16 protein-coding genes and 1 pseudogene are annotated in these 20,617 nt (G+C 71.8%); 8 read left to right on the top strand and 9 right to left on the bottom strand.

The annotated features are described in order from the left end of the window. Positions 1-141: 141 nt before the first annotated feature. Positions 142-2,151 (top strand): helix-turn-helix domain-containing protein, encoded by a 2,010-nt coding sequence (locus tag VIW71_RS10950; RefSeq protein ID WP_422664580.1) that lies wholly within the window; start codon positions 142-144, stop codon positions 2,149-2,151. Here VIW71_RS10950 and VIW71_RS10945 read toward each other — a convergent pair. Beyond that, a pseudogene (locus VIW71_RS10945) lies at positions 2,108-3,283 on the bottom strand (IS701 family transposase); the annotation flags it as partial. The gene VIW71_RS10950 and the pseudogene VIW71_RS10945 overlap by 44 nt on opposite strands. Positions 3,284-3,595: 312 nt before the next feature. Between VIW71_RS10945 and VIW71_RS10940 the strand changes: the two are divergent. After that, a complete protein-coding gene (locus tag VIW71_RS10940; protein ID WP_331621901.1) occupies positions 3,596-4,579 on the top strand; it encodes an NADPH:quinone reductase in 984 nt (327 codons plus the stop codon). Positions 4,580-5,057: 478 nt separating this feature from the next. Here the strand turns inward: VIW71_RS10940 and VIW71_RS10935 are convergent, their stop codons facing one another. The 5 genes from VIW71_RS10935 to VIW71_RS10915 form a co-directional block, all read right to left on the bottom strand. Further along, a complete protein-coding gene (locus tag VIW71_RS10935) occupies positions 5,058-5,822 on the bottom strand; it encodes an SDR family NAD(P)-dependent oxidoreductase (RefSeq protein ID WP_331621900.1) in 765 nt (254 codons plus the stop codon). A gap of 52 nt (positions 5,823-5,874) precedes the next feature. Continuing rightward, complete coding sequence (locus VIW71_RS10930) at positions 5,875-6,669, bottom strand: enoyl-CoA hydratase/isomerase family protein (RefSeq protein ID WP_331621899.1); 795 nt, start codon at positions 6,667-6,669, stop codon at positions 5,875-5,877. Between the two features lie 96 nt (positions 6,670-6,765). Next, complete coding sequence (locus tag VIW71_RS10925) at positions 6,766-7,806, bottom strand: 3-oxoacyl-ACP synthase III family protein (RefSeq protein ID WP_331621898.1); 1,041 nt, start codon at positions 7,804-7,806, stop codon at positions 6,766-6,768. Positions 7,807-8,325: 519 nt separating this feature from the next. After that, a complete protein-coding gene (locus tag VIW71_RS10920) occupies positions 8,326-8,460 on the bottom strand; it encodes a hypothetical protein (RefSeq protein ID WP_331621897.1) in 135 nt (44 codons plus the stop codon). A 139-nt stretch (positions 8,461-8,599) separates the two neighbouring features. Beyond that, complete coding sequence (locus VIW71_RS10915) at positions 8,600-9,355, bottom strand: SDR family oxidoreductase (protein WP_331621896.1); 756 nt, start codon at positions 9,353-9,355, stop codon at positions 8,600-8,602. 275 nt (positions 9,356-9,630) lie between these two features. On the opposite strand from VIW71_RS10915, the gene VIW71_RS10910 reads away from it, so the two are divergent. Then, on the top strand, positions 9,631-9,891 hold the full coding sequence (locus VIW71_RS10910; RefSeq protein ID WP_331621895.1) for a hypothetical protein: 261 nt from the start codon (positions 9,631-9,633) through the stop codon (positions 9,889-9,891). A 290-nt stretch (positions 9,892-10,181) separates the two neighbouring features. Here the strand turns inward: VIW71_RS10910 and VIW71_RS10905 are convergent, their stop codons facing one another. Further along, positions 10,182-12,530, bottom strand: coding sequence for a sensor histidine kinase (locus tag VIW71_RS10905; protein ID WP_331621894.1), 2,349 nt, complete (start codon positions 12,528-12,530; stop codon positions 10,182-10,184). Beyond that, positions 12,524-13,882 carry a hypothetical protein gene (locus VIW71_RS10900; protein ID WP_331621893.1) on the bottom strand — a complete coding sequence of 453 codons (1,359 nt, stop codon included), beginning with the start codon at positions 13,880-13,882 and terminating at the stop codon, positions 12,524-12,526. Before VIW71_RS10900 ends, VIW71_RS10905 begins: the two co-directional genes overlap by 7 nt. A gap of 106 nt (positions 13,883-13,988) precedes the next feature. On the opposite strand from VIW71_RS10900, the gene VIW71_RS10895 reads away from it, so the two are divergent. Then, complete coding sequence (locus VIW71_RS10895) at positions 13,989-14,663, top strand: response regulator transcription factor (protein WP_331621892.1); 675 nt, start codon at positions 13,989-13,991, stop codon at positions 14,661-14,663. Positions 14,664-14,731: 68 nt separating this feature from the next. Here the strand turns inward: VIW71_RS10895 and VIW71_RS10890 are convergent, their stop codons facing one another. Beyond that, positions 14,732-14,914 (bottom strand): hypothetical protein, encoded by a 183-nt coding sequence (locus tag VIW71_RS10890; protein ID WP_331621891.1) that lies wholly within the window; start codon positions 14,912-14,914, stop codon positions 14,732-14,734. A 600-nt stretch (positions 14,915-15,514) separates the two neighbouring features. Here VIW71_RS10890 and VIW71_RS10885 point away from each other — a divergent pair. The 4 genes from VIW71_RS10885 to VIW71_RS10870 all read left to right on the top strand — a co-directional run bounded on the left by VIW71_RS10885 (position 15,515) and on the right by VIW71_RS10870 (position 20,452). After that, positions 15,515-16,549 carry a methyltransferase gene (locus tag VIW71_RS10885; RefSeq protein ID WP_331621890.1) on the top strand — a complete coding sequence of 345 codons (1,035 nt, stop codon included), beginning with the start codon at positions 15,515-15,517 and terminating at the stop codon, positions 16,547-16,549. 131 nt (positions 16,550-16,680) lie between these two features. Continuing rightward, the gene (locus tag VIW71_RS10880; protein ID WP_331621889.1) at positions 16,681-17,952 is read left to right on the top strand and encodes a beta-ketoacyl-[acyl-carrier-protein] synthase family protein; all 1,272 of its coding nucleotides are present in this window, start codon (positions 16,681-16,683) and stop codon (positions 17,950-17,952) included. 11 nt (positions 17,953-17,963) lie between these two features. Next, positions 17,964-19,016 (top strand): amidohydrolase family protein, encoded by a 1,053-nt coding sequence (locus VIW71_RS10875; RefSeq protein ID WP_331621888.1) that lies wholly within the window; start codon positions 17,964-17,966, stop codon positions 19,014-19,016. Next, complete coding sequence (locus VIW71_RS10870) at positions 19,013-20,452, top strand: NAD(P)/FAD-dependent oxidoreductase (RefSeq protein WP_331621887.1); 1,440 nt, start codon at positions 19,013-19,015, stop codon at positions 20,450-20,452. Before VIW71_RS10875 ends, VIW71_RS10870 begins: the two co-directional genes overlap by 4 nt. The last annotated feature ends 165 nt before the right edge of the window (positions 20,453-20,617 follow it).

The following is a 20,617-nucleotide window of genomic DNA, read 5'->3' as shown; positions in this document are numbered from 1 at the left end:
ATCGATCAACTCCGTTGATTTTGGGAGCAGTTGATGTAAAGAAGCAGCCAAGGTTGTATCTTGCGAGAAAATCTGGTTCGCCAGACACGAGGGCCGATCGCAAGGTAGCGGATCACAAGTTCGCACCGTGAGCGTTAGGGGATGCGCGTGTCACAGGGGCGGCTGGACGTCATGGCTCTTGCCCTCCTCGACCTGGTGGTCAAGCAGGCGCCGCTGGAGGAGTTCGACGACATCGTGCGCCAGGCGTACGAAACCGGCGCCTCGCGGGAGAAACTCGTCGCCCTGGAACGCATCCGCAACGTGGGGATGACCGTTCAGGAACAGGTCAAGCGCCACCAGCAGCGGGAAGCCGGCCTCGCGGCGCTCGTCGACACCGCCCGCGACATCGCCGCCCACGCCGACCTGGACACCCTGCTCAAGGTGCTCACCCGGCGGGCGCGCCTGCTGCTGGGATCGGACATGGCCTATGTCGGCATCCCGGAGCCGGAGACCGGCACGCTCTGCATCCGGACCGCCGACGGGCATACCTCCATGCTGACGGTCGGACTCCGGCTGCCCAGGACAGGCGGCCTCGGCAACAGCGTGGTCGCCGCCGGCGCACCGTTCTGGACCGCCGACTACCTCAGCGACCCGAAGATCAACCACAGCCCGCTGATCGACGAGGTCGTACGCTCGGAGAACCTGCGGGCGATCATGACCGTCCCGCTGAGCCACGCCACCACGCCCTTCGGCGCCCTGTACGTGGCCGACCGCAGGGTGCGCCACTACACCGCCGACGAGGTCGCCCTGCTGAGCTCGCTGGGCGACCTGGCGGGCGTGGCTGTCGACAGGACCACCCGCCTCACGCAACTGACCACCGCGCTGGCCTCCGCGAACGCCCTGACCGCGCAGGCGCAGGGGCACCTGCGGACGGCGACCGAACTGTTCCTGCTGCACAAGGACCTGCTCGATCTCGCCCTGGGCGACAGCGAGGTGGGCGCGCTGGCATCGGCCACCAGCCGTCGGCTGGGCGGCTCGGTCCGGCTGACCGCCCCGGACGGCACCGTGCTCGCCGCGGCCGGCCCGCCGCTGACCGAACGTGACGTCCCCGAGCCCGCGGTCCGCGACGCGGACGCAGCCGACTCGCCCGCCCTGGTCGGTGGGAACACCTGGGTCGCGCCGGTCCGGGGCGGCGGTGAGTACCTGGGCGCCCTGGTGCTCAGACTCGGCTCCCTTCCGGAACAACCGTTCGACACCTGGCCGGCCATCGTGGCGCAGGCGTTCGCCGCCCTGCTGCTGCGCCGAAGAACCCCGCAGCTCACCACGGAACAGGCGAGCGACGAGCTCCTCGACGAGTTGCTCATCGGAGGGCTGCGGCCGCCCCAGCGGCAGCACCAGCGAGCCCTGCGGCTCAGCCTCGACCTCAACAAGCCCAACGTCCTGGTCGTGGCCCGCCCCGAGGAGAACTCCCATCAGCGCATCACCAGCTGGGCCGTGCAGTACGCGCGTCGGCTGCGCGGCCTGAAGACCGTCCAGCAGGACCACGTTGTCATCCTGCTGCCCGGCTCCGACCCGAGCGCCGCCGCCCACGACGTCCGCGCCGAGCTCACCGCGCGCCTCGGTCACCCGGTGACCGTCAGCGCCTCCGGCCCCGTCCAGGACGCGGCGTCGGTCAGCCACGCGTACAAGGAAGCCCTCAGGTGCCTGGACGCGATGACCGCCATCGGGGCCACCGGCCAGGCCGCCAGCGCCCGCGACCTCGGCTTCATCGGTGTGCTGCTGGCCGACAACCACGACATCGAGGGGTTCATCACCGCCACGATCGGCCGGGTCATCGACTACGACGAGCAGCGCTTCACCGAGCTGACCCGCACCCTCAAGGCGTACTACGACACCGGGGCCAGCCCTTCGCAGGCCGCCCAGCGCCTGCACGTCCACCCCAACACGGTCGGACGCAGGCTGGAGAGGATCAACGATCTGCTCGGCTCCGACTGGCAGCAACCGCACCGCGCCCTGGAAATCCAACTGGCACTGCGTCTTTCGGAGATCCGTGCGGTGCTGCGCCACGATTCCGCATCGCCACAGGAGCGCGAAGCGTACCGGGAAGGTCCCACGGGTGGCTCGCCGTCCGGCTCAGAACGGCTACGGCGTGGGCGGCCGAAGCAAGGGTGACGTGCCGGTGCCAACCGCCGAAGGACCGGCCGGCGAAGTCCCGGATGCCCACCTGCTCCCCCGTCGCCTCGAAGTCGCGTTCCACCCGCTCCACCAGCCGGGTCAGCCGCAGCAAGGTGGCGGGCCGGGCATCGGCGAGGTTCGTCAGCCATGTCTCCTGCGGCCAGGGACCACCGGGCCGACCCGTGGCGAGCAGGTGCAGCGCGGGCTCGTCGGCGTCCGGTGACGACGGGCCCAAGTGCGGGGGCAGCCGCACCGGGATCACCACGGCCAACTCCGTGCTGCCGTCCTCCCGGACGATCGGGTGACGCATCCGCCCGACGCTCTCCACGACCTGCCACACCGTCTGGGGGCCGGCCGCACCCCGTCCGGCCGGCCTCGGCATGACCGCCAGCACCGGTAGCGTTCCGGTGACCCGGACGAGCAGCCCGGTCCCGGCGGCGTGCAGCCGGGGCACGACGTGCAGCAGGTTGCCGTCGCGGGCGTCGAGCACCATGGGCCGCGCGGGTAACGACCAGTCGCGCACGACGGTCTGGCAGGCGTGGACGACGCAGGCGCCGAGCGTCTCGACCTCCGTCTCGTCCGGTATCGCGGCCCGCGTCCGCCGCGGCGCGTCCTCGACCCATGCCTCGGGAAGGTAGAGCCGCCAGTTCACCGGGTAGCTGACGGCCTCCGAGGCGCCCCACACGCCCACGGCGTGCTGGGCATTGACGACCTGGCCGAGGGACGGGACGAACCGCCGGTCGACCCCGACCGTGCGGTCCCCCTCCTTCGGGATGATCAGGGGACGCACCACCCACGCCTGCGGCGGAGCCATCCGCACCAGGTGGTTCGCCAGCGCCCGCCGCACCGGGTCCCAGTCCCAGGTCGAGCCGGCCACGAAGTGGTGCAGGCTCTGTCCCGCGGCCGGACCGCCCACCACCGAGGCGATCTTGCGGATCGACTTGCGGCCGCGCGCGCTCAGCAGCCCGCGTACGTACTCGGCGCCCTTGCGGCGCTGGTCGCTGCGGTGCAGCGGGGAGAAGACGACGGAACACAGCTCGGCGAACACGGCCTCGTCGAACCGGGGAGAGCGGGGCGCCGGCGCCGGCGCCGCGACCAGGTCGCCGGTGAAAGGCACGGGACTGTTCATGGTTGGCCCCCATTGCGAATGCCGCCGTTTGGCCTCCCCACGCTATGAAGCGCGCCAAGGCCTGCGTAGGTGCGCAGAGCATCCGCCTCGGGCCGCCGACGGTGACCGGACCACCACCCGGCAGCGCGGATCGACCGCGAACGGCCTCCCGGGGCCGCCGGGTGGTGGACGGACCACTGGTGCGGCGCCGGCAACCGTCACGGACCGTGCGACGGTGGCCCGGGCACACCCGGTCCGTTTCGGCGCCGCCGACGTGACGAACTCCCGGTCCGCCCGGCGTCCGGCCGGGACGGACCGGGAACCATCGACGCCATGTATGCCGCCTACATCGACGAACTCGGACCGCCGGAGAACATCCGCTACGGCCGCATCGCCCATGCCGCGCCCGGGCCGACCGATGTCCTGGTCGACGTCGGCGCGGTCTCGGTCAACCCGGTGGACACCCTGGTGCGCGCGGGAGTCTTCCGCACGCCGATGACCTTCCCCTTCGTCATCGGCAGGGACCTGGTCGGCACCGTGGTCACCGCCGGACCCGGCGCTCCCGGTTTCCGGCCCGGTGACCTCGTGTGGTGCAACAGCCTGGGCCACGGGGGACGGCAGGGTGCCGCCTGCGAACGCGCCGTCGTGCCCGCCGACCGGCTCTACCCTCTGCCCCCCGCGGTGGACCCGGCGACGGCGGTGGCCACCGTGCACCCGGCGGCCACCGCCTACCTGGCGCTCTTCACCCACGGCCACCTGCGCTCCGGCGAGACCGTGCTGGTGGCGGGCGGCGCGGGCAACGTGGGCAGCGCGCTGGTGCTGATGGCCGCTCACGCCGGAGCCCGGGTCGTCGCCACCGCCACGCCGGACGACGCCGACCACTGCCGCGCGCTCGGCGCCGACCAGGTGCTGGACTATCGCGATCCGCAACTGCCGCGGCTGCTGCGCCGGGCCTGCCCCGACGGTGTGGACCTGCACGCGGACACCTCCGGCGCCAACGACCTGCCGGCGGCGGTGGACCTGCTCGCGCCCGGGGGCCGCATCGTCCTGCTCGCGGGGGCCCGATCGCGTTCCGAACTGCCGGTGGGACCGCTCTACATGAAGAACGGGCACATCACCGGCTTCGTCATCTCGCACGCGAGCGTCGCGGAACTCGCGCAAGCGGCGGCCATGGCCAACCGGTTCCTGGCCGGCGGCCATCTCAAGCCCCGCCGGATCGAGGAGATGCCGCTCGGCGCGGCCGGCGAGGCGCACCGCCGGCTGGAGGCCGGCGAGTTCCACGGTCGCCGGATCGTCCTGCGCCCGCCGGGCCACTGATTCCGGGGGGAGCCGCACACCGCGGTGCGGTCCCGCGCGCGCGACCGACGGGCCGTGAGTGACGCCCCCCGGGGACGCGGCCACCCCGGGCCCGCGCACGGTGGGCGGCCCCCGGCCGGCCGGACCGCCCGCGTACGAGGTAGGCCCGACACCGGCCGGGCCGCCGCCCACCCGGCGAACGCACCAGCGCCCCACGGGACTGAACTGACCGAGCGCACACCGGGCACAACCCCGGGCGCCCGGAGCCGGGCTCACGGGGGCGCCGCCAGGTGCCGACGCGGGCCCGGGTGCGGCGCCGCGGACAGCAGGACGCCGACCGCCCCGGCGAACGACAGGAACGCCGGGCCGGCGGAACACGGAGCCGGCCCCGCCCGACGAACACACCACGCCCCACGGGACTGACCGCACACCGGGCCGACCCCGGGCGTGCCGGCGAACGGCGCAGGCCGGGTCAGGGCCGCCCGGGGGGCCTCGTCGGTCAGGGGTGGCCCAGGCGGGTTCCGCCGTCGATGCGGATCACCTCGCCGTTGATCATCGGATTGCGCACGATGTGCTCCACCAGGCCGCCGAACTCGTCGGGGCGGCCCAGCCGGGTGGGGAAGGGGGTGGCCGCCACCAGCTCCCGCCGCGCCTCCTCGTCCAGCGTCGCGAACATCGGGGTGTCGAACAGTCCCGGCGCCACCGTGACGACCCGCACGCCGTACCGGGCCAGGTCCCGGGCGAGCGGCAGGGTCATGCCCACCACCCCCGCCTTCGACGCCGCGTACGCCGCCTGCCCCGCCTGGCCGTCGTAGGCGGCGATGGAGGAGGTGCAGACGATGACGCCCCGCCCGTCCTCCCGGGGTATGTTGCCGATCATGGCCTCGGCGGCCAGGCGGACAAGGTTGAAGGTACCGACGAGATTGGACCTGACCAGGTCCTCGAACTCCGCGAGCGGCATCGGCCCGCGGCTGCTCACCACCCGCCTGGATCGCGCCGAGCCCGCACAGTTGACCACCGCGCCCAGTCGGCCCAGCCCGCCGGCGGTCGCCAGGGCCGCGGCCACGTCGTCGGGGGACGCCACGTCGCCGCAGGCCACATGGACCTCACCCCCCAGCTCCGCACGCGCCTTCTCGGCACGCTCCCGGGAACGCCCCATCAGGACGATCCGGTGGTCGCCGTCCAGCAACCGCCTGGCCACCGCCAGGCCCAGTCCCGACGTGCCGCCCGCGATCAGGGCGACGTCGGCCTCTTGGACGCTCATCCTCGTCTCCTCTCGTCGCGCCCGCCGTCCCGCCCGGGGCGGGCGGCCACGGTCACTCCCGCCCGCCGAACTCGGCGGCACGCCGCTCGACGAAGGCGGCGATGCCCTCGCGCGCGTCCGCCGTCGCCGCCGTCGTGCTGAGCGTGGTGGCCTCGTCGTCAAGATGCTCGACGAGCGTGCGCCGCCAGGCCGCGTCCAGCAGCCGGGCGGTCTGCCCGAAAGCCCGGGTGGGTCCCGCGGCGAGCTGCGCCGCCACGGCCCGGGCGCGCTCGGCGAGGCCGCCGGCCGGCACCCACTCGGTGCACAGGCCCCATTCCACGGCCTCCTTGGCCTCCAGCACGTATCCCAGGTGCGTCATCCGCCGGGCCCGCCGCAGCCCCACCAGCCGGGGCAGCAGGTAGCTCGTCGCCGCGTCCGGGCTCAGTCCGAGGGCCGCGTAGGCGGAACGGAAGGTGGAGCCCTCCTCGACCAGCAGGACGTCCGCCAGGCAGGCGAGTCCGAGGCCCGCGCCGGCGACATGTCCGCGCGCGGCCACCACCAGGGGAGCGGGCAGGGTGGCCAGCCGGGTCATGGCGGCGTGCAGATACGTGGTGACGGCCAGCAGGTGGCCCGGCAGATCCGGCTCGTCCCGGAAGCTCTTGAGGTCGCCGCCGACGCAGAAGTGCCCGCCCTCTCCGCTGAGCACGACGCAGCGGCTGGCCGCGGTCCGCTCCATCAGCGCCGCTTCCAGCAGCTCGCGCGCCAACTCCAGATCGATGGCGTTGCGGCGGTGCGGACGGTCGAGCACCACGCTGGTCACGCCGTCGTGCCAGTCGACCCGGATGCGGGTGAATTCGCCTGCCGTCATCGTTCCTCCGCGGTCGTTGTCCCTGCCGAACGGGCGGTCGGAACGGCACGCACGGCGGACGCCCCCTCGGTCCGGTGCGTCCGCCGTGCGTGCCGTTCAGGCGGGTCCGGTGAAGTCGTCCTCGCCGGCCCAGCGGATGACGGTGCCGCCGTGACTCATGCCGGCGCCGAAGGAGACCAGCACCACCACGTCACCGGGCTTGACCCGGCCCTGGTCGACGGCGTCGCGCAGGGCGAGCGGCACGCCGGCGCCGGAGGTGTTGCCCAGGCGCTCGACGTTGGTCACGGTCTTCTCCGGCGGGAGGCCGACCTTCTCCGTCAACAGGTGGATCAGGTGGTAGTTCGCCTGGTGGAAGACGATCAGGTCGATGTCCTCCACGGTCATCGCGTGGGACTCCATCAGCTCGTGCACGAAGCCGGGCACGTTGTCCAGGGCGAAGTCGCGGACCGAACGACCGTGCATGTAGGTGAAGTTGTCACCGAAGAAGGACTTCTTGGGGCTGCCGTCCGCATACGTCCTGGGGTCCCGCTGGACGTACGCGGTCTCGTACGTCGCCGGGTCGCTGCGCAGCAGTGCGGAGGTCACGCCGGTCTGCGGCGCCGAGCGCTCCAGCAGGTAGCAGGCCGCTCCGTCGCCGAAGATGACGCCGCAGTTGCGGTCCTCCGGGTCGAACAGCTTGGTCGTGGTGTCCGCCAGGACGACGGCGACCCGGCGGTAGTGGCCCGACTGCACGAACTTCGTGCCCACGTCGAGGGCGAACACCCCGCCCGGGCAGCCACCGCTGTTGACGTCGAAGCCGGGGACACCGTTGACCCCGGCCTTGCGCATGATCCCGACGGCGGCGGCCGGGATCATGTGGTCGGGCGTGTACGTGCCGCAGATCACCAGGTCGAGTGAGTGGGGGCTGATGCCCGCGCGGTCGCAGGCGTCGAGCAGGGCCGCCGCGCCCAGGTCGGAGGTCCACTCGCCGGGAGCCGAGTGGCGACGGGTCACAACGCCGATGTGACGCGTGATCCACTCGTCCGTGGTGTCCAGCCTCTTCTCGAGGTCGGCGTTGGTCACGACCTGCTCGGGAACGTGGCCGCCGATCGCCCGGATTCCCACACCGAACGGCAGCTCACTGGCGATGTTCGTCATCTCACGACTCCTTGTCCAGGACCCTGCGGGGCGGCCCTCGCCGGGCCGCCCCCGTCGGACGGGCGGCATGACAGGCATCACCGGCCTCGTGGGCTCCCGGATGCCGAGGTGCCCGGGCGGTCCGCCCGGACGTGCTTGCGACCGCGGGCAGCGCGACGCCCGATCCGCCCTGTTGGAGCGGGTGTTCCGGCCTTCAACCGCCCGTCCAGCATCCCGTCGGGGCCGCGTCACGGTAAGGCGCGTACGGGGTGCCCCATCGCCACGCGCCCCGGTCCCGGATCGGAGTGCCCCATCGGCCACCCCACCGGTCGCACTCCCGCGCCTCACCGCCGACGGGCGCCGCGGCGGCGCCGACCACGACGTGGCGGGGCGCCGCCTCCCCCGTTCCTTTCTCAAGCCGGCCACGTCGAGTGACGCTGGGGAACCCGTCAGGAGCGGCGGCCCTTCGGCGTCCTTCCGGCACGCTGTGCCGCTGGCGAACCCGCCGGCCGCCTGCAGCGCGGTCGGTGGTCTCGGCGATCACACGGGGAAGGACAGCCACGGCATGGCGGGGTGGACCGCGACCGGCACCACGAGGTCGGCGAGGGCGACGGTCAGGAAGGAGAAGGAGAACGGCTTGTGTGTGCCGGCCCCGGCGAGCACGGTGAAGAGCACGGCCGGCGAGCAGACGGCGAACGCGGTGCGGTTGATTCGTCACGCCGACGCCCGCGCCGGGCGCTCCGCCCGCCCGGCCACGCGGCCGACCAGGACGGTCGAGCCGACTACGCCGGATCCGGTGAGAACCACCTCCGGGTCATGGCGTCCGTCGGTCGAACACCAGGCCGCCCGGCACCTGGAACGTCGGCATGATCTCGATGTGGCCGAGGTTCACGTGGCGCGGGGCTTCGACCGCGTAGTCGATGACACCGACGATGTCGTCGGTCGTGAGTGACTCGAATCCCTCGAAGAACGTTGTCCTGGCGGTCTCCATGGCTTCGGGAGTTCCGCCGAGATTGCGTCCGAATATCTCGGTCTCCACCCGGCCCGGGGATATCTCGGTGACCCGTATCCGCTTGCCGACGGTGTCATTGCGCAACTGGCGCGAGAGTTGGTGCACGGCGGCCTTCGTCGCGTGATAGGCCGTGTGCCCGTAGAAGTTGTACGTCCCCGCGATCGAGCCGATGTTGATGACGTGGCCGAGGTCGCGCTCGACCATGCCGGGCAGGACCAGGCGGGTGAGCTGGAGCAGTGCCCTCAGGTTCACGTCGACGAGGTCGTCGATGTCCGACTCGGTCGAGCCCAGGATGTTTCCGGGGCGGGAGACCCCGGCGACGTTGGCGAGTACGTCGATGCGCAGGTCGGCGACCGCGGCGGTGAGCGCGGCGGTGTCAGCGAGGTCCACAGCGATCGGGACCGCGCCGCAGCGGTCGGCGAGCTCTTCGAGGCGCACGGCGTCGCGGGCGAGCGCGTACACCGTCAGGCCGCGTGCGGCGAACCGCTCAACGAGGGTCCGACCGATACCCGCGGACGCTCCCGTGACGAGAGCGGACGAGTAGTCAGCGAATGGCATGATGTGCTTTCCCCTGCGTGGCTCGACGTGGACATCGCGCGGCGACCGGTGGCGGGCCGCATTCATCTCGACCGGACCGCGCTGCCTCCCGGTCGCAGGAACGAATCTACTCCGGCACGTGCGTGCGGCCGACCCCTGTCGGTATTGGAAAACCGTATGGCGGTTGCACGAATCACAATGACCGGAAGGGCCCGCACACGCCTTCCGGACGGTCTGAGGATTCCCGGAATCGAGGGCGTCGCCCGGCCGGCGCGACCGCTGGCTACAGCCTCCCGGTGTACCGCGCCGGAAGCCCGCCCGACCCGGCCGGCGACCTCTACTCGCTGGGCGCGACCCTGCACTACGCGCTGACCGGCATGAACCCGGTGGTCATCGACCCCGACCACGCCGTCAACCGCGACCCCCGACCACCACGGCACCCCGGCCCGGCACCCGGCCCGGAACCCGGCCCGGAACCCGGCTCGGCACCCGGCCTGGGCCCCGGCTCGGTGGCACGGCCGCCGGGCCGGAGGCACGGCCCGCACCGGGCACGCTGACGCGGTCACCGTCGGCGGGTGCCGCGGGTCCTGCCCACCCGGAGCGAGACCTGCGACTCGTCCGCCGAGGGGGTCGGCAACGCCACGAGCGGTGCTTCCCCACGATGCCCCGCAACCGTTCTTGGCACGGGGGGCGAAGCCTCGCCCGGCACCGCGCCTGGAGACCGCGCGTCCGCCGGGCGGCGCCACGTGACGCGCCGCCGCGGCTTCGGGGCCCGGTACCCCACCTCTGGGGGCGGCAGGGGCGGCAGGGCAGTTCCGTGGGCGTTCCGCCCCTGGTCGGGGTCGGCTCAAGCCAGGACCCGTACCCGAGCTGCCGAGCCCCCGGTTCCACGGCGCTGGAGGGATAACGGCCCGGTTTCGCCTCCGATCGGTACCTGGCCTTCGATGCGGGTGCCCTGCCCGGGGCGGGAGGACAGCCGCAGGGCGCCGTCGACGGCGGCGACCCGCTCCCGCAGGTTACGCATGCCGCACCCGTTCTGGGCGCTGTCGGGGTCGAAGCCCGGGCCGTCGTCCACCACCGCGAAACGCAGCGTGCCGCTCCTGCTGGTCAAGCTGAGCGTGATCTCGGCGCCGGGGCAGTGCTTGACCGCGTTCTGCAGCGCTTCCATGCAGCAGAAGCACACGGCGGCTTCCACGGCGGGGGCGAACCGCCGGCCCTCGGGCAGATCCAGGAGCAGCGTGATCCGGGCGTCGAACAGGTCGGCCTGCTCCCGCAGCGCCGCCGCCAGGCCGGAGCCGACCAGGGCTGCCGGGTGCAGGCCGCGTACCGTCCGCTCCAGGTCGCACCGGGCCGCGGTGATCTGGTCGTGGAAGCGGTCCAACGCGGCACGCGCTGCCGGCAGGTTCCCGGTTCTCACCAGGTGTTCGAGCAGGCCGCTGGTCAACCGGAGCGCGATCAGGTGTTGCTGTGCGCCGTCGTGCAAATTGCGTTCCAGCGCCCGCCGTTCGTCGTCCTGGACGGCGACGACACGCCTGCGGGAATCGCGCAGTTCGACCGACGCCTTCGAGATCGCCGTCAGGCGCTCCTGGAGTTCGAGGGTGAGCTGGGCGTGGTGCAGGAGCAGCCCCGCTCCGGAGGCCAGGTCGGCCAGCAGCGCGGAGCGTTCGCGCCCCGTTCTGTCCGCCGGGAGACCGCTGACCCACAAGGACCCCAGCATCCGGCCGCTGTAGCGCACGGGCATCCGGACACCGTCGCTGTCCTCCGGGTGCGTGGTGCCGTCCGGAGGCCAGCGGTAGTCGCGGCAGGCTCCGCTCCCGCCGGGCAGCGCGAGCCGCACCGCCGCGGCACGCGCTCCCATGCCCTCGGCGGTCAACTGGGCCAGCGATTCCAGGGCGCCTGCCCCGGCCAGGGTGTTCTGTGCCAGCGCGGACACCTCGCCCAGGAGCTCGTAGGGGGTACGCCGGGCTCCCCAGACCAGACGCTCCCCCACGCGTTCGGCCCAGGCGCGCAGCGGCTCGAAGCACAGGGCGACGATGCCTCCGGCGGCGATCTGCGGCAGCCCGGTCATGCCCATCGGCAGGCCCAGTACGGTGTCGGCGCCGATGACCAGTCCCACGTACAGCACACCGGTCACGGCGACCAGCACCGAGTACACCAGCGCCCGGTTGAAGAACCGTTCGACGTCCCAGAGCCGGAAGCGCAGCACTCCCGCGATGATCGCCAGCGGGATCGTGGCGAAGACCGCCCGGAAGACCCAGAAGACGCCCTTCTGGGTCCCGAGCCCTCCGAGCCCCGGCAGGTGGCCGGCCATGCCAGGCAACGGACTGACCGGCGCCGACGCCGTGCGCGGGTCGCCGGCCGCGGGCGCGGTCGACTGGAGCGCCCCGGTGAGCAGGGTCGCGCAGGACAGCACCACCGCCACGCCGAAGGCCAGCAGCAGCGCCCACAGCAGAACCCGGGACTGCTGGAGGGTCTCGGCGTCCTCGGCGCGCCGCGCCCGGACGAGTTGCGCGGTGATGCCCGCGACGGGGGTGAGCAGGCCGAAGAAGAGCACGAAGCTGATGGTGTGCGGGTACTCGGCGGTGGACGCCGCCAGCAGCCCCACACCCCCGGCGACACTCAGCAGGACGACGGACCGCGGCAGACATCCGCCGCGCCCGCCCCAGTCCAGCCGCCCGGTGGGGAAGACGAGCAGCGCGAAGACGTAGGCGACACCACCGACCCCGTGCAGCAGGGCCAGGTGCCACATGCCGACGTCCCAACCGGTTGCCGTCTGCACCACGTCGATGGTGGTGTGCGTCTCCAGGTTGAACGCGCCCGCCGAGCCCACCATGCCGACCACCAGCAGCCGCACGGTCCGGTTGGTGCGTGCCAGGCGGTACAGCAGCGCCGCGATGGCCAGGTTGAGTGCGCTGAAGGCGTAGTCCAGCACGGCGTCGGACAACGGAAAGCTGTGCTCGGCGCCGGCGAGCAACCCCGCGGCCGCACGCCCGGACCACGACGTCCCGCCGGAGGCGTCGGCGACTCGCTCAAGGGCCCGCCGCAGGTCCGCGCTCGCCGCGACGATCTGCGCGCACGCGCCTATCAGCAGCCAGCAGCAAGTCAACGCGACGTACGCGTCGAACCCCACCTTCCAGGCGAGTTCTCCGGTGCCGCGCACGCCGCTCGCCGCCAGGGCCCGCGCCCGGCTCAGCACGGGGACTCCACGGGCAGCGGCACGCGCACCGAAAGGCGGCACCCCGCGCCATCGGTGGTCCGCTCCACGCTGCCCCCGAGGGCGGCGACGCGGTCCGCCACGACTCCCAGCGTGCGGTCCTGAACATCGGCGCAGCCGGGGTGGGTGACGGACATCCGTGCCCAGCCGTCATGACGGCGCAGGGCCACCCGGATCGGCTCGCCTTCCCCCGACCAGGCCCAGGCCCGGAGGGTCGCGACCGCGCAGAAGTACAGTCCGCTCTCCACCTCGGTGTTCCACCGGCCGACATCGGCGGCGTCGACCTGGACCTTGCGGGGCGCGGACGCCGCCAGGCTGCGCAGTGCCGCCGGCAGGCCGTGGTCGCCCAGCGTCGGCGGGTACACACCGGCCACGATGATACGGAAGGAACCGATGGCGCTTTCCAGAGCCGACCTGATCTCCGCCAGGCGGGTTTCGGCGGTGCCGAGGGCATCCGGTGCGGGCCCGGGGCCGCCCGATGCCACCAGGGCGGCACGCAGTTCGGCGGCGCGGTTCTCCACGTCGGTCAGCCGGGTGACCACGGCGGCGGTGATCTCCTCGCCGAGCTGGCGGCGTGCCGTGTCCCGAGCCGTCACCAGCCGCTGGCGGGAACGGTGCACCCGCAACGCCTGCTCCGATTCCTGGCGGATGCGTTCCTTCAGCTCCGCGGTGAGGCGGGCGTTGCGCAGCAGCAGGCTGACCGAGGGCGCCACGTCCTCAACGAGACTGCGTTCACGGGGCGTTACGAACCGGCGCCGGCGGCGCGTCAGGGTGAGCGCACCGAGCAGGTCGTCGCCGTCGGTGACGGGCACCATGAGATCGACGTGGCTCAGCGACGCCAAGGACTCCGGGCCGTCCGCGGTGAGCGGCGGTCCGGCGGCCTCGCCGCCGCGCGCGCCGGGGTCACTGCCTGCCTCGCCGCCGGGGTCGCTGTCGGCCACCAGGACCAGGCCCTCGGGGAACGCCAGCCAGACCCCCGTACGGGTACTCGTGCCATCGGCGAGCAGCCTGGCCAGGCGCGGCAGCGCGTCCTCGGCACTGCTCGCGTCGGCGAGGCGGCGGGACAGCTCCGCCAGTGTCCGGTACGGCGCGTCAGTGGGTTCCGGCGCCAATCGGCGTGCCACGCCGGTGGCGAAGCGACGTGCGCGGGTGAGGCCCAGGCCGCTCACCGTGGCGGCGAGTACCCACAGCAGGGTGCTCTCCGCGATCCCCGCACCCGGCCACAGCAGGTCGCCGGCGCCGAGAACAGCGGTGTAAACGGCCAGCAGATAGACAGCCAGCAAGAAGGTGCGCACCAGTGCGCCGGTTAGCGGGCCATGATTGATTCGGGGCACATCGACCCACCTCTGTCCTGTTCGCGCGGGCGGCCAAGGCTATCCTGAGCCGACACCGCTCCGGGGCCGACGGCCGGTCCCGTGACGAGCTTGGCAGGAGAGCAGCATGAGTATCCGTGTTGTCCTGGCAGAAGACAACTATCTCCTACGCGCAGGAATCACAGGGCTGCTTGCCGCCGTGCCGGAGGTCGAACTCCTGGCAAGTGTGGAAGATCAGGAGAGCCTCCTTTCCGCCGTCGCCCAGCACCGGCCCGACGTGGTGATCACCGATATCCGGATGCCGCCGACACACACAACCGAGGGCTTGGTCGCGGCGGCGCTCGTCCGGCAGCAGTATCCGGGCACCGGGGTGATCCTGCTCACCCAGTTCGCCGACCCCGAGTACGCGATGGAACTGCTGCGTGACGGCGCCGAAGGCGCCGGTTATCTACTGAAGGAACACATAGCAGATCTCGACGAGTTGACCCGGTCGCTGCACCAGGTCGCCAGTGGTGGCACCGCACTGGACCCGCTGCTGGTGGAGGCACTGGTCCACCGGAAGACCAGCAGCGAGGATCTCGCGCTGTCCCGGCTCTCACCACGGGAGCGGGAAGTCCTGGAACACATGGCCCAAGGCAAGAACAACGCGGCCATCGCCAGGTCGTTGGTCCTGACGGAGAAGTCCGTGCAGAAGCACATCAACTCGCTCTTCAGCAAGCTGGGTATCAGCGGCAGCACCGACCTCGACCGCCGGGTCGCCGCCGTCCTCGCCTTGCTGGACTCGCGCGCCAAGGCGGGCTGATCCCGCCTGCCGGACGCACGGTCCCCCCGCTCAGCAGCGGGAACGCACCCCTGCCGGGCGCACGGGGTTCACGCCGCGTTGCCCAGGGGCGCCTTGGTGCCGAGCGCCCGGACCGGGGCCATCGGGGCGCGGCTGACGGACGTGTCCTCGTCGACCTCGGCGAACCCCATGCCGCTCAGCAGGCCGATGTTGGCCCACAGGCGTGCTTCCAGCTCGCGACGGTGCTCGGCGGTGAACGACGTGCTGTCCATGACGAAACCTTCCTTCATCCTCATCCTCATCCGCGGGTCCCGGATCCGGTCCCCGTGTCACACCATCAGAGTCCCGGGAAGGGCCTGCCCGCCGCGAGGGTGTGCACATGCCGAACGCTTCGGGGTGCCAGCACCCCCGCGCAGGGGGGTGGGAGGAACGTCTCCACTCCGAGGGCGGACGACGCCCGCGCGTACGCCAGGTTAATTGACGACGCGTCAGTAACGCCTGTGTGCGCACACCAGTTGCCTGAAAGTGCACAAGTCACCCTCGGGTTGCGCCGGCGTTAAATTGAACCTCTAGGCGGAGCCAGACCTTCCGGTGGGAAGCACCCGAGAACTAGGATCGCCTTCGAGGCGCCACAGAATCCCACCCCCGAAGTCCCGCACCATGCGAATGACGTAGCGTTCACCGAGAATTCTTCCGAGTTCACACGCACACTCCACCCGGCGACGTGGATGCTCGGAGCAAGCCGCCATGGCCCTCGTGCGCCAATGCGACCGGGCCGGTATTTCACTGAGATCCCCGCGCCCATGGCGGTCACGAATTCGGGTATTCCAAGGCTTCGTGAGCACCGCATCGCGCAGGCGAAGGAGAAGCATATGAACCAGACGCCGGAAACCGTACTCTCACCGGCCCCACTGATGGAACTCACCGGAGCCTTCTGGGCTTTCAAGACGTTCGCCGCCGCTGTGGAACTCGGTCTGTTCACCCGTCTCTCCGACGGCCGGAAGATGACCATGACGGAGGTGGCGAAGGAACTGGACATCCACGAGCGTCCTGCCGACATGTTCCTGGCCGGCTGTGCCTCGCTCGGCCTGCTGGAGAAGGACGGGGAGACGTACGGCAACTCCGTGCTGGCCGAGGAGTTCCTGGTCGAGGGCCGCCCCCGCTACTTCGGCGGCTTCGTGCGCTACTGCGATCAGCGGGAGTACCCGGCCTGGCACCACGTCGTCGACGTGATGCGCAGCAACAAGCCGGCCACGTGGGACCCGGAGAAGCAGGACTCGGTGTTCGCCACCGAGGACCCGCTGATGCTGGAGCTGTTCTGGGAGGCGATGCACTCGCTGTCGATGTACACCGCCGCGACGCTCGGCGGCGTCTTCGACTTCGGCGCGCACCGGCGGCTGCTGGACGTCGGCGGCGGCTCTGGCGCGTATCCCATCGAGCTGTGCCGGCAGTACCCCCACCTGTCCGCGACCGTGCTCGACCTGGAGCATGTGCGCGGCATCGCCGAGCGGAAGGCCGAGGAGGCCGGGCTGTCCGAGGCCATCGACTTCACCGTGGGCGACTTCCGCGCGGACGAGTCGCTGCCCGGCGGGTACGACATCATCCTGCTCAGCTCGATCCTGCACGACTGGGACGAGGACACCGACCGCAGCCTGCTGCGCAAGTGCTGGGAGGCGCTGGAGGAGGGCGGTTCGATCATCATCTGCGAGCTGCTGCTGAACGCCGAGCGCAGCGGGCCGCCAGCCGCCGCGCTCATGGGGCTGAACATGGTCGTCGAGACCGAGGGCGGCCGGAACTACTCGGAGACGGAGTACCTGTCCTGGCTGGCCGACGCCGGGTTCCGGGACGCACGGGTGATCCGCTTCGAGGCGGCCGGCGCGAACGGCACCGTGGTGGCCCGCAAGTAAGGGTGCCGACGCCCGCGCGACGACGCGATGCTCGCGCGTTCGGTGCTCCCCCCGCACAGACCGCCCACCTGTGCAGACCGCCCACTCGTCGTACCGCTCACATGCAGGTGCGTGACGGCAAGGAGAAAGCAATGACAAGCACAAGCCCCGACAGAAGAGTCGTCATCACCGGCCTCGGTGCCATTACCCCGTTGGGCCTGACTCCCGATGAGGTCTTCGGCAACCTGATGGCCGGGCGCAGTGGGGTGCGGGAGACGACGCGTTTCGACACGTCGCGTTGTCCGGTGAAGACCTCGGGTGAGGTCACGGGTTTCGAGCCGGCGGAGCACGGGATCTCGCGCCGTGACCTGCGGGTGCTGGACCGCTATCAGCAGTACCTGCTGGCGGCGTCGAACGCGGCGCTGGCCGACGCGGGTCTGGATCTGCCGCGCAACGAGATCGTGGCGAGTGGGAAGTCCCCGCACCGGTTCGAGCGCTACGGTGCCGCGATCGGTATGGCGTTCTCCAGTACCGAGGTGCTCAAGGAGCAGTTCGAGCGGCTTGCCGAGCGCGGGACGCGGGCGGTCTCGCCGCGTCTGTTCAACCAGACGCTGGTGAATGCCGGGACCTCGCTGCTGTCGGTGCGGCACGGGCTGTGCGGGCCTTTGGTGACCGTGTCGGGGGCGTCCGCGTCCGGTTCGGACTCGGTGATCGCGGCGTACGAGAAGATCCGGTACGGCCGGGCGGAGGTGATGGTCGCCGGTGGTGCGGAGTCCGCGGTCACCGAGATCGTCGTGTCCGGTTTCGCCCAGAACCACACCGGGGCCCGGTCGGGGGTGTGCCGGCCTTTCGACGTCGAGCGTGACGGCACGGTGCTGGGTGAGGGCGCGGCGGTGCTGGTGCTGGAGGAGCGTGAGCACGCGCTGCGCCGCAACGCGCGGGTGTACGGCGAGATGCTGGGCTACGGTCTGCGCGGGGACGCGTTCGACATGTCCGACATTCCACCGAGTGACGCGCCCGGTATGACCGCGTGCCTGCTGGAAGCGCTCGACGACGCGGGGGTGGGCCCGGAGCAGGTCGGCTATCTGAATGTGCACGGGACCGCGACCAAGTCGAACGACCCGGCCGAGGCGACCGCGATCCGCAAGGTCTTCGGGCCGCACGCGGACGATCTGCGGGTGAGCGGTATCAAGGGGGCCACCGGTCACATGCTCGGTGCCTCCGGTGCCATGGAGCTGATGACCGCGCTGCTGGCCACGTGCCACGACCGGGTCCCGCCGACCTACGGGCTGCGCGATCCCGACCCGGAGTGCGACCTGCACCACGTCATCGGCCAGGGCGTGCCCACCCCGGTGGAGGTGGCGGTCTCCACGAGTGTGGGTATGGGCGGCAACAACTCCGCCGTCGTCGTACGCGGCGCGTGAGGCGGGCGACGGTGACAGACCGACCCCACGGCGCGCCCGGCGCCCCCACGGCAGCGGGCGCCGGATTCATCGACGTGCACGCGCACTGCCTGCCCGAGGCGTACCTGGCCGCGGCGCAGCGCTCGGGCATGGCGGTCTTCGACGGCGGCTACCCGATCCCCTCCTGGAGCGTGGACGACGCCCTGGCGTTCATGGACCGCCAGGGAATCGCCGCGCAGGTCCTCTCGCTGGCCTCGCCACCGGTCCATGTGGTGGCCGGGCCCGAGCGGGCGGTCGACCTGGCCCGAGCGGCCAACGAGGAGATCGCCCGGATCGTCGACAAGCGCCCGGACCGGTTCGCCGCCACCGCGGTGCTGCCCCTGCCGGACGTGGACGCCGCGCTGGCCGCGATCGACCACTGCTACGACGAACTCGGCGTCGTCGGCGTGACCCTGTTCACCCACTACGGCGGCCGGTACCTGGGCGACCCGGTGTTCGAGCCGGTCTTCGCCGCGCTGAACGCGCGCCGGGCCGTGGTCCTGCTGCATCCGACCTCCCCGGTCTGCGCGGACGAAACCCGGCTGGGCCGCCCCGCGCCCGTGATCGAGTTCCCCGTCGACACCACGCGCGCGGTGGCCGACCTCCTCTACGCGGGCACGCTGCTGCGCCACCCCGACGTGCGGATCGTCGTGCCGCACGCCGGGGCGGCCGTGCCCGCGCTGGCCTGGCGCATCGCGCGCTTCGCCGGTGACATGCCGATGCCCGGCCGCGCCGCCGGACTCACCCCCGCGACCGTCATGGAACACATCCGCGGCCTCTACTACGACATCGCCCTCAGTGCCAACCAGCACGCCCTCGCGGCACTCCTGACCGTCACCGACCCGTCCCACCTGCTGTTCGGCAGCGACTACCCCTTCGCCCCCGAACCCGTCGTCCGCGACAACACCGCCCAGTTCCGAGTCCTGCCGGGCCTGGACGACGGCTCGCGCGACGGGATCGCGGGCCCGAACGCCGCACGGCTGTTCCCCGCACTGCCCGGCCACCGCGAAGCCTTCCGTCCCCACCACGCCGGAGATGACTCATGAACCCGCCCAACAGCGTCCTGGTCGTGGGCGGCGGACCCGCCGGGTCCGTCACCGCGACACTCCTGGCCAAGGAGGGACTGGCCGTCCGGCTGATCGAGTCCCAGCGCTTCCCGCGCTACCACATCGGCGAGTCCCTGACCCCCTCGACCCGGCACGTACTCCAGCTGGCCGGCGTCGCCGACACCCTGGACCAGCAGGGTTTCCAGGTCAAACGAGGCGGCGTGTTCCACTGGGGGGACGACACCTGGACCATCGACTGGAGCAAGCTGTTCGGCGATCACATGCGCACCTGGCAGGTCGACCGGGCCTCGTTCGACGAACTGCTGCTGAACAACGCACGCGACAACGGCGTCAAGGTCGAGCAACAGGTCGCCGCGAAAGCCGTGACCTTCGGGGCCGACGGCCGACCCACCGCCGTACGGTGCCAGCCGTCCTCCGGAGCGGAGTTCACCATCGACGACTTCGACTACCTGATCGACGCCAGCGGCAGGACCGGCCTGCTCAGCGCCCAGCACTTCCGCAACCGCACACAGCACCAGTCCTTCCGGAACGTGGCCGTCTGGAGCTACTGGCGCAACGCGCGCCTCCTGCCCGACAGCCCCGAAGGCGCGGTGAACGTCGTCTCCTCCCCCCGGGGCTGGTACTGGGTGATCCCGCTGAGCGACGGCCGCACCAGCATCGGCCTGGTGACCCACAAGGACGCCTTCGCCCGCGACCGCCGCGCCCACACCACCCTCGACGACCTCTACCAAGCGGTGGTCGCCGACTCCGACACCGTCACCGGACTCCTCACCGATGCCACCTGCGTCGCCCCCGCGCGCGTCGAGACCGACTACTCCTATGTCGCCGACAGCTTCTGCGGCCCCGGCCACATGCTCATCGGCGACGCCGCCTGCTTCCTGGACCCACTGCTGTCCACCGGCATCCACCTCGCCCTCTACGGCGGCATGGTCGGCGCCGCCTGCCTCGCGGCCATGCACCGCGGCGACGTACCCGAAGACACCGCACTGCGCTTCTTCGAAGCCTCCTACCGCCGCGCCTACACCCGCATGCTCGCGCTCGTCACCAGCATGTACGAGTGCTACCAGGGCAAGGACGACTTCTTCTGGACCGCCGACCGACTGATACACGACACCCCGCCGGCACCCGGCGGCCCGGCGCCCGCCGGCGGTGTGCCCGCCCGCCCCGACTCGGCCTCCTTCGGCGAGATCATCGCCGGACTGTCCGACCTGCGAGAAGCCTCCGACACCTCCACCCGGGTACAGACCAGCCGGCTGACCGCCGAGGCCCGCCGAGCCGAAGCCGGCCAGCCCGCCCCGCAGAACCTGCCCGCCTTCGACGCCCTCCGGGCCACCCCCACCGACGACGGAGCCCTCATGGGCTGGCAGGTCGTCACCACGCCGCGCCTCGGGATCGAGCGAGTCGTCCCGGAGTGACCGTGTCCTGCGTGGTGCTTCGGATGAGCCGTGTGCGGCAGCACAGGGCGGCGGCGGGACCGAGAAGCGCCGGGTGACCGCGGGGACAGCGATCGTAGCGGAGGTCGGAGCACGCTCCGACCTCCGCGCTCGCACGCCTGCGGCCCGGGTCGGCGGGCTTCTCCA

It is taken from the genome of Streptomyces sp. (genome assembly GCF_036524955.1).
In the GTDB taxonomy this organism is placed as follows: domain Bacteria; phylum Actinomycetota; class Actinomycetes; order Streptomycetales; family Streptomycetaceae; genus Actinacidiphila.
Note: the sequence above shows the minus strand (reverse complement) of the source record. Positions and strands in the feature narration are given on the sequence as shown.

Coding starts and splice junctions, on each gene's coding strand:
- VIW71_RS10950 (WP_422664580.1), top strand. CDS start 142: ATGCGCGTGTCACAGGGGCGGCTGGACGTCATGGCTCTTGCCCTCCTC.
- VIW71_RS10940 (WP_331621901.1), top strand. CDS start 3,596: ATGTATGCCGCCTACATCGACGAACTCGGACCGCCGGAGAACATCCGC.
- VIW71_RS10935 (WP_331621900.1), bottom strand. CDS start 5,822: ATGAGCGTCCAAGAGGCCGACGTCGCCCTGATCGCGGGCGGCACGTCG.
- VIW71_RS10930 (WP_331621899.1), bottom strand. CDS start 6,669: ATGACGGCAGGCGAATTCACCCGCATCCGGGTCGACTGGCACGACGGC.
- VIW71_RS10925 (WP_331621898.1), bottom strand. CDS start 7,806: ATGACGAACATCGCCAGTGAGCTGCCGTTCGGTGTGGGAATCCGGGCG.
- VIW71_RS10915 (WP_331621896.1), bottom strand. CDS start 9,355: ATGCCATTCGCTGACTACTCGTCCGCTCTCGTCACGGGAGCGTCCGCG.
- VIW71_RS10895 (WP_331621892.1), top strand. CDS start 13,989: ATGAGTATCCGTGTTGTCCTGGCAGAAGACAACTATCTCCTACGCGCA.
- VIW71_RS10890 (WP_331621891.1), bottom strand. CDS start 14,914: ATGGACAGCACGTCGTTCACCGCCGAGCACCGTCGCGAGCTGGAAGCA.
- VIW71_RS10885 (WP_331621890.1), top strand. CDS start 15,515: ATGAACCAGACGCCGGAAACCGTACTCTCACCGGCCCCACTGATGGAA.
- VIW71_RS10880 (WP_331621889.1), top strand. CDS start 16,681: ATGACAAGCACAAGCCCCGACAGAAGAGTCGTCATCACCGGCCTCGGT.
- VIW71_RS10870 (WP_331621887.1), top strand. CDS start 19,013: ATGAACCCGCCCAACAGCGTCCTGGTCGTGGGCGGCGGACCCGCCGGG.